General features: G+C 71.8%; 13 protein-coding genes. 4 read left to right on the top strand and 9 right to left on the bottom strand.

Annotation, left to right across the window (positions count from 1 at the left end):
• Positions 1 to 10 precede the first annotated feature (10 nt).
• Positions 11 to 1,909 carry an AMP-dependent synthetase/ligase gene (locus tag MTR79_RS19440; RefSeq protein ID WP_244791527.1) on the bottom strand — a complete coding sequence of 633 codons (1,899 nt, stop codon included), beginning with the start codon at positions 1,907 to 1,909 and terminating at the stop codon, positions 11 to 13.
• 128 nt (positions 1,910 to 2,037) lie between these two features.
• Here MTR79_RS19440 and MTR79_RS19435 point away from each other — a divergent pair, with 128 nt between their 5' ends.
• A complete protein-coding gene (locus tag MTR79_RS19435; RefSeq protein ID WP_048460875.1) occupies positions 2,038 to 2,274 on the top strand; it encodes a DUF6480 family protein in 237 nt (78 codons plus the stop codon).
• A gap of 215 nt (positions 2,275 to 2,489) precedes the next feature.
• Here MTR79_RS19435 and MTR79_RS19430 read toward each other — a convergent pair whose 3' ends face one another.
• The 6 genes from MTR79_RS19430 to MTR79_RS19405 all read right to left on the bottom strand — a co-directional run bounded on the left by MTR79_RS19430 (position 2,490) and on the right by MTR79_RS19405 (position 11,414).
• Complete coding sequence (locus MTR79_RS19430; protein WP_048460874.1) at positions 2,490 to 3,578, bottom strand: glutamate--cysteine ligase; 1,089 nt, start codon at positions 3,576 to 3,578, stop codon at positions 2,490 to 2,492.
• A gap of 130 nt (positions 3,579 to 3,708) precedes the next feature.
• Complete coding sequence (gene glgB / locus MTR79_RS19425) at positions 3,709 to 5,934, bottom strand: 1,4-alpha-glucan branching enzyme (protein WP_244791525.1); 2,226 nt, start codon at positions 5,932 to 5,934, stop codon at positions 3,709 to 3,711.
• A 4-nt stretch (positions 5,935 to 5,938) separates the two neighbouring features.
• Positions 5,939 to 7,297: a maltokinase gene (locus MTR79_RS19420; protein ID WP_244791523.1), complete on the bottom strand. Its 1,359-nt coding sequence runs from the start codon at positions 7,295 to 7,297 to the stop codon at positions 5,939 to 5,941.
• A 28-nt stretch (positions 7,298 to 7,325) separates the two neighbouring features.
• Positions 7,326 to 9,044, bottom strand: coding sequence for a maltose alpha-D-glucosyltransferase (gene treS, locus MTR79_RS19415; protein ID WP_244791521.1), 1,719 nt, complete (start codon positions 9,042 to 9,044; stop codon positions 7,326 to 7,328).
• Positions 9,041 to 11,038, bottom strand: a complete 1,998-nt coding sequence (locus tag MTR79_RS19410; RefSeq protein WP_244791520.1) for an alpha-1,4-glucan--maltose-1-phosphate maltosyltransferase — start codon at positions 11,036 to 11,038, stop codon at positions 9,041 to 9,043. The genes treS and MTR79_RS19410 overlap by 4 nt, the downstream gene beginning before the upstream one ends.
• Positions 11,039 to 11,111: 73 nt before the next feature.
• Complete coding sequence (locus MTR79_RS19405; protein ID WP_033277739.1) at positions 11,112 to 11,414, bottom strand: DUF5133 domain-containing protein; 303 nt, start codon at positions 11,412 to 11,414, stop codon at positions 11,112 to 11,114.
• Positions 11,415 to 11,774: 360 nt separating this feature from the next.
• On the opposite strand from MTR79_RS19405, the gene MTR79_RS19400 reads away from it, so the two are divergent.
• Both MTR79_RS19400 and glgX read left to right on the top strand, forming a co-directional pair.
• A complete protein-coding gene (locus MTR79_RS19400) occupies positions 11,775 to 12,287 on the top strand; it encodes a hypothetical protein (protein ID WP_033277740.1) in 513 nt (170 codons plus the stop codon).
• Positions 12,284 to 14,428: a glycogen debranching protein GlgX gene (gene glgX / locus MTR79_RS19395; RefSeq protein ID WP_244791518.1), complete on the top strand. Its 2,145-nt coding sequence runs from the start codon at positions 12,284 to 12,286 to the stop codon at positions 14,426 to 14,428. Before MTR79_RS19400 ends, glgX begins: the two co-directional genes overlap by 4 nt.
• A gap of 21 nt (positions 14,429 to 14,449) precedes the next feature.
• Here the strand turns inward: glgX and MTR79_RS19390 are convergent, their stop codons facing one another.
• A complete protein-coding gene (locus MTR79_RS19390; RefSeq protein ID WP_048458254.1) occupies positions 14,450 to 15,253 on the bottom strand; it encodes a VOC family protein in 804 nt (267 codons plus the stop codon).
• 245 nt (positions 15,254 to 15,498) lie between these two features.
• On the opposite strand from MTR79_RS19390, the gene MTR79_RS19385 reads away from it, so the two are divergent.
• Positions 15,499 to 15,825, top strand: a complete 327-nt coding sequence (locus MTR79_RS19385; protein ID WP_048458255.1) for an ANTAR domain-containing protein — start codon at positions 15,499 to 15,501, stop codon at positions 15,823 to 15,825.
• A 4-nt stretch (positions 15,826 to 15,829) separates the two neighbouring features.
• Here the strand turns inward: MTR79_RS19385 and MTR79_RS19380 are convergent, their stop codons facing one another.
• Positions 15,830 to 16,624, bottom strand: a complete 795-nt coding sequence (locus tag MTR79_RS19380; RefSeq protein ID WP_048458256.1) for an RNA polymerase sigma factor SigF — start codon at positions 16,622 to 16,624, stop codon at positions 15,830 to 15,832.
• Positions 16,625 to 16,966 lie beyond the last annotated feature (342 nt).

Below are 16,966 nucleotides of genomic sequence, written 5' to 3'. Positions count from 1 at the left end.
GCGGGCGTGATCAGCGGAACACGTTGTCCTCGTCCCACACCGACGCGTCGGCCGGCGCCGGAGGGCGCGCCGGGCGCGTACGGGACTGGTACATCGCGTCGATCTCCAGCGCGTAGCGGCGCACGATGTCGTCCCGGCGCAGCTTCATCGACGGCGTCAGCAGGCCGTTGGACACGTCGAACGGCTCCGGCAGCACACGGAACACCCGGATCGACTCCGAGCGGGACACGCTGCTGTTGGCCGCGGCGACGGCCCGCCCGACCTCCTCCCGCAGCGCGTTCTCCTCCCGCGCCTCGCGCGCCGGGGCGTCGCCCTGCAGCGACAGCGCCGCCCGCCAGTCCGCCAGGAAGTCCGGGTCCAGCGTGATCAGGGCGCCCACGCACGGCCGGTTGTCGCCCACCACCACGGCCTGGTGGACGAGGGGGTGCATCCGCAGCCGCTGCTCCAGGGCGGCCGGGGCGACGCTCTTGCCGCTGCTGGTGATGATGATGTCCTTCTTGCGGCCGGTGATCGTCAGGTAGCCCTCACCGTCCAGCCGGCCCAGGTCGCCGGTGGCCAGCCAGCCGTCCCGCAGGGCGGCCCGGGTGGCGGCCGGGTCGCCGATGTACCCCTGGAACACCGACGGCCCGCGCACCAGGATCTCCCCGTCCTCGGCCACCTTGACCGCGGTGCCCGGCAGCGGCTGCCCGACCGTCCCCGACTTCTCCCGGCCGTACGGCTGCATGGTGACGCCGCCGCTGGTCTCGGTGAGGCCGTAGCCGTCGTGCACGTAGATGCCGATGCCCTCGTAGAAGAGGGACAGGTCCCGGGAGAGGGTCGAGCCGCCCGATGTGGCACGCAGCACGCGGCCGCCGAGGGTCGCCCGCAGCTTGCGGTACACGGTCCGCTCGTACAGGGCGTGCTGCATCCGCAGGTCGAGACCGGGCCCAGGGCCGCGTCCGAGGCGCTGCCGCTCCGTCGCCGCCGCGAAGTCCCGCGCGGTGTCGGCGGCCCGCCCGAACAGCGCCCCGCGCCCCGACAGCTGCGAGGCGCGCAGGAAGTTCTTGTAGATCTTCTCCAGCAGGGACGGCACCGCGTACAGATACGTGGGCCGGAACGAGCGCAGCGACGTGGACAGCGCGTCCGCGCCGAGGTCCGGCTCGTGCCCCATCAGCAGGCCGCCGCGGATGCACAGGCTCTGGATCATCAGCCCGTAGACGTGCGAGAACGGCAGGAACGCCAGCACGGACCCCTGCTCGCCGGGCGGCGCGGCGACATGCCCCCAGCCCGCCAGCAGCGTGTCGCAGATGAACGCGAGGCCGCGGTGGCTGATGGCGCAGCCCATGGCGTGTCCCGCGGTGCCGGAGGTGTACGCCACCACGGCCGTGGCGTCCGGCGGCACGATCCGCCGCAGCGAGTCGACCGTGGCCGCGGGGATGGCCTCGCCGCGCGCCATCAGCTGGTCCAGCGCGCCCGCGTCGAGCTGCCACACGTGCCGCAGCCGGGGCAGCTGGGCGCACACGGAGCCCACGGTCATCACGCTCTGCTCGTCCTCGACCAGCACGGCCACACAGCCGGCGTCGCGCAGGATCCACTCGACCTGCTCCCGCGACGAGGTGGGGTAGATCGGCACGACCTCGGCGCCCACCGTCCACAGGGCGTGGCACAGGACGGTCCACTCGTAACGGGTGCGCGCCATGATCGCGACGCGGGTGCCCGGCGAGACACCGGATGTGATCAGGCCCTTGGCCAGATCGACGACCTCGTCGCGGAACTCGACGGCGCTGACCTCCTCCCAGGCGGCGGAGGCGCCGGTGCGGCGGGCCAGCACCGGCAGGGTCGGGCTCTCGGCCGCCCTCGCGAACAGGCTGTCGGCGAGGCCGCCGGTCAGGGGCGGGGCGGACGGCGGAGCGAGAGCGAGGTCGCGCATGCACTGCTCCTCACGGTGACGGGGGGTGGCGGTGCATGAATGTAGTCCAGCGGGCCGCGCCCTGGGCCGGGATCACGTCAAGTGTGTCCGCACTGATGATCCGGCCGCTTTCTGGGGACCCGGTGTCCATGACCTACGTCAATCCCGATCCCGATCCGGACCGCACCACCGGCCTCGAGGCGGGCGGCGGCGTCCCACCGGGCGAGACGCCGCCCGCGGAGAGCAGCATGCCCGAGGCGGGCCCGTACGAGCTGTCGCACAACCCCGCCAAGGGCTGGGCGAAGGGCCCCCTGACCGCGATCCTCGTCGTGGTGGCCTTCATCGCGGCGTTCTTCCTGGTCTACGCGATCATCCTGCTCGTCTGACGGGCCGCCACCACAGCCGCCCGCACCCCTCGCAGGCGGCCGGGTCCCGCACGGCCCGCGCCTGGCCGCGGTTCCGCGGTAGTGGGCGCCTGACCCCCGCCCTCGGGGGCTCCGCCCCCGAACCCCCCTCCGCGCAGTTCCCCGCGCCCCTGCAGGGGCGCGGGGAACTGGGGAACTGCGCGACCAGCCCGCGCGCACCCGCACGAGCTGTCCGGCTACGCCTGCGTGTGGCGGACGCACTCCGTGACCACGTCCCGGAGGCTTTCCGTGCGTTCCAGAAGGGCGCGCTGGATCATCGCCCCGTTGCCGTCGCGGAGCAGACGCTCGCAGCCCTCGCGGGCGCGGTCCAGGTCGCCGTGGTCGGAGAGGGCGTCCGCGATGTGGTCGAGGAGTGCGCGGACGACCGCCTCGGCGGGCATCCTCCGCATCGTCCGGGGGTGGAGCAGCTCGCCGGTGAGGCCGGAGCGGGCCGCCTGCCAGGCGGACAGCCGCAGCAGGGAGACCCCCGGGTCGACCGGCTCGCGGCCCTCTCGCCACTCCCGCGCCGCCGTCTCCACCAGCCCCCGGGTCAGCGTGGCCACCAGCCCCGCCGTCTCCGCGTGCAGCGCGACGTCCGAAACCCGTATCTCCACCGTCGGGTACCGCTCGGACAGCCGGGCGTCGAAGTAGATCATCCCCTCGTCGAGGATCGTCCCGGTCGCCACCATCTCGGCGACCCGCCGGTGGTACCGCTCCGGCGACTCGAACAGCTCGGTCGGCCCCGCCGACGGCCACCGCTGCCACACCCGGCTGCGATAGCTGGAGTACCCCGAGTCCTTGCCCTGCCAGAACGGCGAGTTCGCGCTCAGCGCGGTCAGCACGGCCAGCCAGGGCCGCAGCCGGTCGAGGACGGCGACGCCCTCCTCGTCGGACTCCACCGACACATGCACGTGACAGCCCAGGACGAGCTGCTCACGGGTGGCGATGCCGTACTGCTGCTCCATCCACCGGTACCGCTCGTTCATGCCGACCGCCGGGCTGACCGGCAGCGGCGACGTGGCCAGCGCGGCGACCGTGCAGCCGATCTCCTCGGCGTGGCCCGCGGCCTCCTTGCGGCAGCGGGCTATCTCCGCGAGCAGGCTCTCCATGGACGACTGCGGATGGGTGGCGAACTCCACCATCTGCTCGTGCAGTTCCTTCTCGAAGACGTCCTGCCCCGCGTCCTCCCGCTCGGCACGGGCGAGCACCGCCGCGGACATCGCCCGCGGTTCACCCGTCTCCGGATCGACCAGGAGGAGCTCCTCCTCCACTCCCACGGTGCGCACCTGATGCCTCGCCCTTCTGCCTGCCACGTCGACGCCGAGCAGCCCTCGGCCGTACGACCCGCATGCCCCGCGCGGGGCGCGGAACACCTGGTGTCGTCGGCCGGGGGCCGCCGGGCGCCGGAGCGCGGCCTCACAGCGGCGTGGGCGCCAGCCAGACCGTCGCGAGCGGGGGAAGGGTGAGCCGGACGTGCCCGTCCTCGGGCTTGACCGGGTCCGGGTTCACCACGTCGCCGCCGCCGTAGCGGGCCGCGTCCGTGTTGAGGATCTCCTCCCAGGCGACCACGTCGTCGCCGACGGCGAACCGGTAGTCGTGCCGGATCACGGGGGAGAAGTTCGACACCGCGAGCAGCGGCCGGCCCTCCGTGTCGTACCGCAGGAACGCGAAGACGTTGTCGTCGGCCGCGTCCACCGCGACCCAGCGGAAGCCGGACGGGTCGGTGTCGCGCTGCCACAGCGACGGAAGCCGCCGGTAGTGCGCGTTGAGATCGCGCACCAGGTCCTGCACGCCGCGGTGGTCGCCCGCCGAGTGGTAGCCCTCGTCCAGCAGCCACCACTCGGGGCCCGCCTTCTCGGACCACTCCGCGCCCTGGGCGAACTCCTGCCCCATGAAGAGGAGTTGCTTGCCGGGGTGGGCCCACATGAAGCCGAGGTAGGCACGGACGTTGGCCCGCCGCTGCCACCAGTCGCCCGGCATCTTCGACACCAGTGCCTGCTTGCCGTGCACCACCTCGTCGTGGGAGATCGGCAGCACGTAGTTCTCGCTGTAGGCGTACACCATCGCGAACGTCATCTCGTGGTGGTGGTACTTGCGGTGCACCGGCTCGTGGGCGACGTACTCCAGCGAGTCGTGCATCCAGCCCATGTTCCACTTCAGCCCGAACCCGAGGCCGCCGGTGTCGGTGGGCCGGGTCACCCCGCCCCACGCCGTGGACTCCTCCGCGATGGTCACCACTCCGGGGCAGCGTCGGTACACGGTGGCGTTCATCTCCTGGAGGAACGCCATCGCGGCCAGGTCCTCACGGCCGCCGTAGGCGTTGGGCTCCCAGCCGCCGTCCTCGCGCGAGTAGTCGAGGTAGAGCATGGAGGCGACCGCGTCGACCCGCAGCCCGTCGATGTGGAACTCCTGGCACCAGTACACGGCGTTCGCGACCAGGAAGTTGCGCACCTCGGTGCGGGCGTAGTCGAAGGTGAAGGTCCCCCAGTCCGGGTGGTCGGCGCGCCGCGAGTCGCCGGGCTCGTACAGCGGCTCCCCGTCGAACCGGGCCAGGGCCCAGTCGTCGCGCGGGAAGTGCGCGGGCACCCAGTCCATGATCACGCCGATCCCGGCCCGGTGCAGGGCGTCCACCAGGTACTTGAAGTCGTCCGGGGTGCCGAGCCGGGCGGTCGGCGCGTAGAAGCCGGTGACCTGGTAGCCCCAGGACGGCCCGTACGGGTGCTCGGCGACCGGCATCAGCTCGACGTGGGTGAACCCCATGTCCTTCACGTACGCGGGCAGCACCTCCGCCAGCTCGCGGTAGGTGAGCCCGGGCCGCCAGGAGGGCAGGTGCACCTCGTACACCGAGAACGGCGCCTCGTGCACGGGCACGTCCCCGCGCCGTGCGAGCCACTCGTCGTCGCCCCACCGGTAGTGCGAGGCGGTGACCACCGACGCGGTGTTGGGCGGAGCCTCCGTACGGCGGGCCATCGGGTCCGCCTTGAGGAACCGGTGGCCGTGACGCGAGTGGATCTCGAACTTGTAGCAGGTGCCCTCGCCGACGTCCGGCAGGAACAGCTCCCACACGCCGGACGATCCCAGCGACCGCATCGGGAACGCCGTCCCGTCCCAGTACGTGAAGTCCGTGGCGAGCCGCACCCCGAGCGCGTTCGGCGCCCACACGGTGAAACGGGTGCCGGTCACGCCCTGGTGGGTCATGGGGTGCGCTCCGAGCGCCGTCCACAGCTCCTCGTGCCGGCCCTCGCGGATCAGGTGCAGGTCGAAGTCGCCGAGCGCGGGCAGGAAGCGGTACGGGTCGTGCGTCTCCACCGGCTCGTCGTCCCCGTACGCCACCGCGAGGGTGTACTCGGGGACCTCGTCCAGCGGCAGCACGGCGGAGAACAGTCCGTCGCCCTCGGACACCAGCGGAGTGCGGACGCCGTCGACGACCACGCTCACCTCGCGGGCGAAGGGGCGCAGCGCCCGGAAGGCGACCCCGCCGGGCACCGGGTGGGCGCCCAGCAGGGCGTGCGGATCGTGGTGGGCGCCCGCCAGCAGACGGCCCCGGTCGTGCGGGTCGAGGGCGGGCGCGGCCGCCCCGTCGGCGGCGGCGGACGGGGCGGGCCCGCCCGGTCCGGGCAGCGGCGTTTCGTGCAGGGCCACGGCTTCAGTCTCCTCTCACGGCGAGGCGCTCGATCGCCGCCATGGGTACGGGCAGCCAGTCGGGTCGGTGCCGGGCCTCGTACAGCACCTCGTACACGGCCCGGTCCGTCTCGTAGGCGCGGAGCAGGCCGTGCTTCTTGCGCGGGTCCCAGCCGGCACGGGCCGCGTAGCCCGCGCAGTAGGCCTCGCGGCAGCGCCGCGCCCACTCCGGGCGCCACGGACGGCGCTGCCGGGCGGCATAGTCGAAGGAGCGCAGCATCCCGGCGATGTCCCGCACGGGGGAGTGGGCGCTGCGCCGTTCGGAGAGCGGCCGGGACGGCTCGCCCTCGAAGTCGATCACGAACCACTCGCGTCCCGCCCGCAGCACCTGGCCGAGGTGCAGGTCGCCGTGGATGCGCTGGGCGGGCGGCCCCGCGTCGCAGGTGGCGAGCGCGGCGAAGGCGCTTCGCAGCCCCGGCACGTAGGGCTGGAGCGCGGGCACGGCGTGCGCGGCCGCGGTCAGCCGCTCGGTCATCGCGGCCGCCGTCCGCCCGTTCTCGCCGGGCGTGCCGACGGGGAACGCGGAGGACAGCGCCAGGTGGACGTCGGCCGTGGCGCGGCCGAGGGCGTGCGCCTGCGCGGTGAAGTCGTCCCCGGCGGCGAGCGCGTCGAGCGCGAGCGTCCAGCCGTCGGCGGCGTTGCGCAGATACGGCTGGAGCACACCGAGCGTCGCCTTGAACGGATGCGTGGTACGCAGCCAGGCCACCGGCGCCGGCACCCGGTGGCAGCCCTGCCGGGCCAGCGCCCCGGGCACCTCCAGGTCGGGGTTGACGCCGGGCTGGATGCGCCGGAAGACCTTCAGGATGTACTCGTCGCCGTACACCAGCGAGGAGTTGGACTGCTCGGCGTTGAGCGTCCGCGGCACCAGACCCGAGGGGACCTCCTGAGCGGGGTCGCCCTCGAAGTGCAGCGGGCCCGCGGTGCCCGGCCGGCGCAGCCGTTCCAGCAGCAGCTGGGCGGCGCGCGGGTCCTGGAGGGCGTCGTAGACCGTCAGCCCGGCCAGCAGACCGTCCCGCACGGTGCCGATGAGCGCCTTGCCCAGGCGGGGCGAGGGCCGCTCGCGCACCCCGAGCAGCAGCTGGTAGCAGTCGCCGGCGGGGGTGGCGCCCCCGGGCGCGGGCACACCACCGTGCCCGGCGTGCACCAGCACGTGCAGACAGCCCGGGAACAGCTCGGTCGTGGACAGCACGCCGAGATCGGTGACGGGACGGTCCTTGCCCGCGAACCAGCGCTGCAACGGCAGCCACTCGCGCAGCAGCCCGGCGAGCGACTCCAGGGACTCGGCGGGCGCGCTCCGCGGGCGCAGGAATGCGGTCTTCGTCATCGTGACGCCTCCTCTCGCCGGCACACGCTCACAGTCGTCGGCCGATGCGGGATGCGACTCGGGTGAGCCGGAACCAGTAGAAGCCGTGGCCCCCGAGGGTCAGCAGGTAGGGCAGTTCGCCGACGGCCGGGAACCGCACCCCGCCGAACAGCTCCACCGGGTGCCGGCCGTTGAACTCGCGCAGGTCGAGCTCGGTGGGCTGCGCGAAGCGGGAGAAGTTGTTGACGCAGAGGACGAGGTCGTCCTCGTACTCGCGGAGGAAGGCGAGGACGGCGGGGTTGGAGGAGGGCAGTTCGGTGTAGGAGCCGAGGCCGAACGCGGGGTTCTGCTTGCGGATCTCGATCATGCGCCGGGTCCAGTGCAGCAGGCTGGAGGGTGAGGCCATGGAGGCTTCGACGCTGGTGACCTGGTAGCCGTAGACCGGGTCCATGATCGTCGGCAGGTAGAGGCGGCCGGGGTCGGAGGAGGAGAAGCCGGCGTTGCGGTCGGGGGTCCACTGCATGGGGGTGCGGACGGCGTCGCGGTCGCCGAGCCAGATGTTGTCGCCCATGCCGATCTCGTCGCCGTAGTAGATGATCGGCGAGCCGGGCAGGGACAGCAGCAGGGCGTTGAAGAGTTCGATCTGGTTGCGGTCGTTGTCGAGGAGGGGGGCGAGGCGGCGGCGGATGCCGATGTTGGCGCGCATGCGGGGGTCTTTGGCGTATTCGGCCCACATGTAGTCGCGTTCCTCGTCGGTGACCATCTCCAGGGTGAGCTCGTCGTGGTTGCGCAGGAAGATGCCCCACTGGCAGCCGGAGGGGATGGCGGGGGTCTTGGCGAGGATTTCGGAGACGGGGTAGCGGGACTCGCGGCGGACGGCCATGAAGATGCGGGGCATGACCGGGAAGTGGAAGGCCATGTGGCATTCGTCGCCGCCGGCGGTGTAGTCGCCGAAGTAGTCGACGACGTCCTCGGGCCACTGGTTGGCCTCGGCGAGGAGGACGGTGTCGGGGTACTGGGTGTCGATCTCCTTGCGGACCCGCTTGAGGAACGCGTGCGTCGCCGGGAGGTTCTCGCAGTTCGTCCCCTCGGCCGCGTACAGATAGGGGACGGCGTCCAGCCGGAACCCGTCGATGCCCAGGTCGAGCCAGAACCGCAGACCCGCCAGCATCTCCTCCTGGACGCGCGGGTTCTCGTAGTTCAGGTCCGGCTGGTGCGAGAAGAAGCGGTGGAAGTAGTACTGCTTCCGCACCGGGTCGTAGGTCCAGTTGGACGCCTCGGTGTCGACGAAGATGATGCGCGCGTCCGGGTAGCCGGTGTCGTCGTCCGCCCAGACGTAGAAGTCGCCGTAGGGGCCCTCCGGGTCCTTGCGGGACTCCTGGAACCACGGGTGCTGGTCGCTGGTGTGGTTCATGACGAAGTCGATGATCACGCGCATGCCGCGTTGATGGGCGGAGTCGACGAACTCCACGAAGTCGGCGAGGTCGCCGAACTCGGGCAGCACGGCGGTGTAGTCGGCGACGTCGTACCCGCCGTCGCGCAGCGGCGACTTGAAGAACGGCGGCAGCCACAGACAGTCCACGCCCAGCCACTGCAGATAGTCCAGCTTGGAGGTCAGGCCCTTGAGGTCGCCGATGCCGTCCCCGTTGCTGTCCTGGAAGGAGCGGACGAGGACCTCGTAGAAGACGGCGCGTTTGAACCAGTCGGGATCCCGGTCCCTGACCGGTGTGTCCTCGAACGTGTCCGGCACTGGCTCGTTCACGGTCATGGCGTTCCTGGCCCTCCGTTTCGCTGTGCGGCGGGCGGTCGCTGGACGTGCAGGACATGTGCTGGAGCCCGCCCCGGCTCCAGCCGCACGTAGTCGGTGCTGCCCCAGTGGTAGGTCTCGCCGGTGAGCTCGTCGCGCACCGGCACCGACTCGTGCCAGTCCAGGCCGAGTTGCGGCATGTCCAGCGAGACCGTCGCCTCCTGGACGTGATGGGGGTCGAGGTTGACGACCACGAGCACGACGTCGGAGCCCTGGCGCTTGCTGTACGCCAGGACGGAGTCGTTGTCGGTGCGGTGGAAGCGGAGATTGCGCAGCCGGTGCAGCGCGGGATGGTCCCGGCGGATGGTGTTGAGGCGGGTGATCAGGGGGGCGATGGTGCGGCCCTCGCGTGCGGCGGCTTCCCAGTCGCGGGGTTTGAGCTGGTACTTCTCGCTGTCGAGGTACTCCTCGCTGCCCTCGCGCAGCGGGGTGTTCTCGCACAGTTCGTAGCCGCTGTAGATGCCCCAGGCGGGGGAGAGGGTGGCGGCGAGGACGGCGCGGACCTCGAAGGCGGGCCGGCCGCCGTGCTGGAGGTAGGCGTGCAGGATGTCGGGGGTGTTGGCGAAGAAGTTGGGCCGCATGTAGGAGGCGGCCTCCCCCGACAGTTCGGTCAGGTACTCCGTCAGTTCCTGCTTGGTGTTCCGCCAGGTGAAGTAGGTGTAGGACTGCTGGAAGCCGATCTGGGCCAGGGTGTGCATCATCGCCGGGCGGGTGAAGGCCTCCGCCAGGAAGATGACGTCGGGGTCGCCGGCGTTGATCTCCCCGATGACGCGTTCCCAGAACACGACGGGCTTGGTGTGCGGGTTGTCCACCCGGAAGATCCGCACCCCGGCGTCCATCCAGTGCCGAAGGATCCGGCAGGTCTCCGCGACCAGGCCGTCCATGTCGGCGTCGAACGCGATCGGGTAGATGTCCTGGTACTTCTTCGGCGGGTTCTCCGCGTAGGCGATGGAGCCGTCGGGGCGGTGGTGGAACCACTCGGGGTGCTTGTGCACCCACGGGTGGTCCGGCGAGCACTGGAGGGCGAAGTCGAGGGCGACCTCCATGCCCAGGTCCCGGGCGCGGTCCACGAACCGGGTGAAGTCCTCCAGCGTGCCCAGGCGCGGATGCACGGCGTCGTGGCCGCCCTCGGGGGAGCCGATCGCCCACGGCACGCCCACGTCGTCCGGGCCGGCGTCCAGGGTGTTGTTGGGGCCCTTGCGGAAGGTGGTGCCGATCGGGTGGATGGGGGGCAGGTAGACGACGTCGAAGCCCATCGCGGCGATCGCCGGGAGCCGGCGCGCGGCCGTGTCGAAGGTGCCGTGCGGCTGCTCGGGCGTGCCCTCGGACCGGGGGAAGAACTCGTACCAGGACCCGAACAGGGCGCGCTCCCGCTCGACGAGCAGGGGCAGCGGCTCACTGCTGGTGACCAGCTCCCGCAACGGGTGCTTCGCCAGCACCGCGTCCACCTCCGGCGTCAACGCCGCCGCCAGCCGGGTGGCACAGGGGAGGGTGTCGTCGCCCAGGATCGCGGCCGCTTCCAGGATCACGTCCTGTCCCGCGTCGCGCGGCACCCCGGCGGCGGCGCGCGCGAAGAGGCCGGCGCCCTCCTCCAGGACCAGCCCGGTGTCGATGCCCGCCGGAACCTTGACGGTGGCGACGTGCCGCCAGGTCGTCACGGGGTCGCCCCAGGCCTCGACGCGGTACGTCCAGTGGCCGGGCGCGTCCGCGACCACCTCCGCGCCCCACCGGTCCGAGCCCGGCGCCAGCTCCCGCATCGGCGTGAACGGACCCGGACGCCCCTCCGGATCCTTCAGCACCACGTTGGCCGCCACCGCGTCGTGCCCCTCCCGGAACACGCTCGCCGTCACCTCGAACGCCTCACCGACGACGGCCTTCGCCGGCCGCCTGCCGCGGTCGACGCACGGCCGGACGTCCCGTACCGGGACACGGCCGATGGTCGGGGTCGTCTTCATGGGCCTGTGCACCTCCGCCGCTCGTGATGCCCGGGCAGGCGCCCGGGCGGGGGACCACATGGAGGCGGGAAGGTCATTGCCTTCCCGCCGGGGAGCGCCGCTCGACGGCGGGCGGGCCGCGCCGGACCGTGGCGGCCGGACGGGGCCGGTCGTTCTGTTCCTGCAGATAGGTGACGAGCGTGGTGCGCAGGTACCGTTCCGCGGCGTCGGCCGCCTCCCGCGCACAGCGCTTCCCCATCAGTACGCAGAGGGTGTAGCCGGAGTCCTCGAAGGTCGCCCGCACCGTGTGGTCGGCGGGGGCGGCCAGCATCACGCGCTCCCAGGCCCGATAGCGACGCAACTGCCGGGCAACTTCGGCTTTTGCGGGTAGCAGCATGCGCCGTTCACCTTTCCGGGGCTCGATGGGTGCGCGTTGTCCCGACGGTCGGGCGGAGCCGTGCGCACCGGTGCACGGACCCGTAACGGCGATCGAGGTCTTCACTCATGGTGCACGGACAGTGACCCAACGTCTTGTTGGAATTTCAACCATCGATCTGTGGTGAGCGTCGCAGGTCAGACGGTTCCGGTGCGCTCAGATGCGGCACCGTCCGTCTCACCCGTGCGCTCGTGTTGCACGAATGGACCAACCCCCTCAGTCTGAAGGTGACTCAGAAGCGACACCCGCTCACGTTCCGTGTTCGGGGGCCCGTCCGCCGGACGGGAGGAGCGCGAGCTTCGCGGTGAGGAGCCAACGACGATGAAGACCGCAGTGCCCTGCTACTACCACCTCGACGTGGAAGTCAGCCCGGAGAGGGTGGGACAGGTCAGCCGGATACTGGCCGCTCACCTCCGGTACTGGGATCTGGACAACCTCATGGAGCCCGTCTGTGGCGGCACCGAGATGCTGCTCCGCGCCATCGACGAGCACGCCACCGACAAGAACACCTCCATCGAGATGTGGTGGAACGGCCAGCACCTCATCACGGCGATCGCGGACAACGACCGCGCGCTGCGCCCCGACCAGGAACTGCGGGGCTGCCTCGAGCACCTGGCCGCCAGCAGCGACGGCTGGGGCTGCTGCGCCACCGAGACCGGCAGCAAGGTCATCTGGTTCTCGCAGCGCGCCCGCGCCGGCGAACGCGTGCCCCTGGTGCCCACCGCGCCCGACCCGCGCGAGAGCGAGGGCCTGGACGTGCCCCGCGAGGTGAACGTCACCACGGTCACCGCCCGGGTCCGAACGCCGGGCGGCCTCCTGGAGGAGGTCCGGTGACCCGGCGGAACAACCGGAAAGGGGCGCCCGCCTGGAGCGGGCGCCCCTACCCGCTGGGCGCCTCCTACGACGGCGAGGGCACCAACTTCGCGCTGTTCAGCGAGGTCGCCGAGCGCGTCGACCTGATCCTCGTGGGCGACGACGGCCGGCACCGTACGGTACGGCTCACCGAGGTCGACGGCTTCGTCTGGCACGGCTACCTGCCCGGCGTCGGCCCCGGCACGCGCTACGGCTACCGCGTCCACGGCCCCTGGGCCCCCGCCGCCGGCCACCGCTGCAACCCGGCGAAACTGCTGCTCGACCCGTACGCCACCGCGGTCGACGGTCAGATCGACAACCACCCCTCGCTGTACGAGCGGAACCCGCACGGGCCGGACCCGGGGGACAGCGCGGGCCACACCATGCTCGGCGTGGTGACCGACCCCGCCTTCGACTGGGGCGAGGACACCCGCCCCTGCCGCCCGTACTCCGACACCGTCATCTACGAGACCCACGTCAAGGGGCTGACCCGCACCCACCCCGACGTCCCGCCCGAACTGCGCGGCACCTACGCCGGACTGGCGCACCCCTCGGTGATCGAGCACCTCACCTCCCTCGGCGTCACCGCCGTGGAGCTGATGCCGGTGCACCAGTTCGTCCAGGACGGCGTGCTCCAGGGCCGCGGCCTCGCCAACTACTGGGGCTACAACACCATCGGCTTCTTCGCCCCGCACAACGCCTACTCCGCCCACGGCACCCGCGGCCAGCAGGTCACGGAGTTCAAGGAGATGGTGAAGGCGCTGCACGCGGCCGGGCTCGAGGTGATCCTCGACGTCGTCTACAACCACACCGCCGAGGGCAACGAGAAAGGCCCCACCCTCTCCTTCCGGGGCATCGACAACTCCTCGTACTACCGCCTGGTGGACGGCGACTGGCGGCACTACTACGACACCACCGGCACCGGCAACAGCCTGCTGATGCGCCATCCCTACGTGCTGCAGCTCATCATGGACTCGCTGCGGTACTGGGTCACCGAGATGCACGTCGACGGCTTCCGCTTCGACCTCGCGGCCACGCTGGCACGGCAGTTCCACGAGGTGGACCGGCTGTCGGCGTTCTTCGACCTGATCCAGCAGGACCCGGTGATCAGCCGCGTCAAGCTCATCGCGGAACCCTGGGACGTCGGCGAAGGCGGCTACCAGGTCGGCAACTTCCCCCCGCTGTGGTCGGAGTGGAACGGCATGTACCGGGACGCCGTACGGGACTTCTGGCGCGGCGAGGACCACACCCTCGGCGAGTTCGCCTCCCGGCTGACCGGCTCCGCCGACCTGTACGCCCACCACCGGCGCCGGCCGCGCGCCAGCGTCAACTTCGTCACCGCGCACGACGGTTTCACCCTGCGCGACCTGGTCTCGTACAACGACAAGCACAACGAGGCCAACGGCGAGGACAACCAGGACGGCGAGAACGACAACCGGTCCTGGAACTGCGGCGCGGAGGGCCCGTCCCGCGACCCGGCCGTGCGGGAACTGCGCGCCCGCCAGCAGCGCAACTTCCTGGCCACGCTGCTGCTGTCACAGGGCATCCCGATGCTCTCCCACGGCGACGAACTGGGCCGCACCCAGCGCGGAAACAACAACGCCTACTGCCAGGACAACGAGATCAGCTGGATCGACTGGCGCCTCGGCGACGACCAGCGTGCCCTGGCGGACTTCACGCGCCGGCTGATCTCCCTGCGCCGGGAGCACCCGGTGCTGCGCCGGCGCCGGTTCTTCCGGGGCGAGACCCCGCGGAACGCGGACCAGCCGCTGCCCGACCTGGTGTGGCTGGCGCCCGACGCGCGGGAGATGACCGACGACGACTGGCAGCGCCCCGACGCGCACTCGGTCGGTGTGTTCCTCAACGGCGACGCCATCGCCGAACCGGACCCGTGCGGCCGGCCCGTCGTCGACGACTCGTTCCTGCTGCTGCTCAACAGCCACTGGGAGCCGGTCGGCTTCCGTCTGCCGGACGCCTCCTACGGCGATCGGTGGACGGCGCTGATCGACACCGCCGACCTGGACGGCACCCCCGACGAGGCGGAACGCAAGGCGGGCACCCGGCTGACCGTCGATGCCCGCAGTCTGGTGCTGCTGTCCCGCCCGTCCCGCGCCCCACGGTGACCGTGCGGCCCCGGGGAGGGATCAGCGCTCGCGGCGCGAGGTGACCGTGAAACGGGCGCCCTCGTTGTCGCTCAGCACCGCCTCCTCGGGGCCCAGCTCGAGCACCGTGCCGCCCCGCTCCTCGGCGACGCGGGCGCAGGCGGCCACGTCCGTCACGGCGAAGTGAACCTGCCAGTGCGGCCGGATCCGCGGATCCGGGGCCGACCCCAGCGCGCCCGACTCGATGCGCGCCACCACGTCGCCCTGGCTGCGCAGCACCACTTCCTCGCCCTCGTAGTGCACCTCGCAGCCGCCCGGCCTGCCGGACGCCCAGTCGAAGACCTCGCCGTAGAAGATCGCCGCGTCGAAGGCGTCCCGGGTGTGCAGCCGGATGAACGCCAGCTGCGCCCGGCGCCAGGTGGGCCAGTCGCTGAACAGCGCGCCCTCCCACACCCCGAACGTCGCCCCGTCCCGGTCGGCGAGCAGCGCGGCACGGCCCGGCGGCAGCGAGATCGGGCCCACCGCCGCGGTCCCGCCGCGCTCCTGCACCCGCGCGGCGGCCTCGTCGGCGCTGCGCACCGCGAAGTACGGCGTCCACGCCACCGCCATCTGCCACATGCCGGCCACGGCGCCGATCCCGGCCACCGGCCGGCCGTTCGCCAGGGCGACGCGGAACCGGTCGCCCAGCCGCATGGGACGCCACTCCCAGCCGAGCACGGCGCTGTAGAACTCCTCGGTGCTCTGCAGGTCGCGGCTGGTCAGACTCACCCAGCAGGGGGCGCCGTAGACGGCGTCCGTCGAGACGACGCCCGTCGCGCCGGCGGGGGAGGTCATGTCGTGGTTCATAGCAGTCGCGTTCCTGATCTCGTCGGCCCGGCAGCCACCCGGATGTCACCAGTGTCCGTGGGGCACCGGCCCGGGCGCCTGCCGAGTACCCCGGCGGCGGCCCCGAAACGGTGACCCGGGCCACCCGTGGTCCACCCCGGTGGCAGAGGGCGGACCGTATGGCGACCATGGAGGGATCGGACACCGGGTGAAGGCACTCAAGCACTTGGCGAAGGCGCCGCGGCAGCGGCACACCGGAACCGGAGGTGACCATGCCCACGGACGGGGGCGCGGACCGGATCCTCCAGCTGGAGGAAGAAGTCCAGCAGCTGAAGGACGCGGTCGTCTCGCACGCGGTGGTGGACCAGGCCATCGGCATGGTCGTCGCACTCGGGCGGGTCTCGCCCGACCAGGGCTGGACGGTGCTGAAAGAGGTGTCCCAGCGGACCAACATCAAACTCCGCAGCATCGCCGACATGATCCTCGTCTGGGGCCGCACGGGCGCCCTGCCCGCCGAGGTCCGCACGGTCCTCGAGGAGACCCTCGACCGGCTCGGCCCCACCCGCCTCCCGGACGTCCCCCCGGAGCCCTGAGCGCTCAGCCGGCGTCGGCCGACGCCAGCTCCTCGCGCACCTGCGCGAAGCAGCTGCTCAGCAGGCGGGAGACATGCATCTGGGAGATGCCCAGCTGGTCGGCGATGCCGCTCTGCGTCATCCCCTTGAAGAAGCGCAGATAGAGGATGAGCCGCTCACGCTCCGGCAGCGCCTCCAGGCACGGCCGCACCGCCACCCGGTCCACGACGGCGTCGTACGCCGGGTCCGGGCCGCCGATCGAGTCGCCGAGGGCGTACCCGTCGGTGCCCGGCATCTCCGCCTCCAGCGAGAGCGCGGAGAAGCACTCCAGGGCCTCCGTCCCGGTACGCACCTCGTCCTCCGTCAGCCGGGCGTGCTCGGCGATCTCGGCGACCGTGGGCGGCCGCCCCGGCGTGGTCTGCGACAGCTCCTTCGCCGCGGTGCGCACCCGGTTGCGCAGGTCCTGCACCCGGCGCGGCACGTGCAGCGTCCACATGTGGTCGCGGAAGTGGCGTTTGATCTCGCCGGTGACGGTCGGCACCGCGTACGCCTCGAAGGCGTTGCCGCGCGCCGGGTCGTAGTGGTCGACGGCCTTCACCAGACCCAGGGCCGCCACCTGGTACAGGTCCTCCAGGGCCTCTCCGCGCCCCCGGAACCTGACGGCGATGCGCTCGGCCATCGGCAGCCACGCCGTGACCAGGTCGTCGCGCAGCCTCCGGCGCTCCGGCCCGTCGGGCAGACCGGCCAGGCGCTCGAATTCACGCGTCGTCTCGGGGGCGTCGTCATGGGAGTGGGGCTTCCTGGGACTGACGGTACGCATCACGCGCGCACCTCCCTGAGCGGGTGCCGGGTGGACAGAACACGGACGTGCCTCCTGTCCGAAGCACTGAGAATTCCATTCCCGGTCCGCCGCAATTTCAAAACGGCTGCGGGAAAACCGCGGAGGATCGCGTTCCGTTGAATTCAAGAAATACGTACGCTGCGGAACCGGGAGAATTCGAGGGGTGAAAAGAGGCAGGCCGGGGCGTGGGTGCGGGGCCCTTCGGGCGGGGGAGCGGGCCGGGCGCCGCCGGTGCGTGGAGTGGTCGCCGCGCCCGACGTGATGTACGGCACGCCTCCGCGGCCCGCCGGTGGTCCGGTCGGGCGATTCCTCCTGCGCAGC

It is taken from the genome of Streptomyces sp. BJ20, from assembly GCF_022869105.1.
Classification (GTDB): domain Bacteria; phylum Actinomycetota; class Actinomycetes; order Streptomycetales; family Streptomycetaceae; genus Streptomyces; species Streptomyces griseoincarnatus.
Note: the sequence above shows the minus strand (reverse complement) of the source record. Positions and strands in the feature narration are given on the sequence as shown.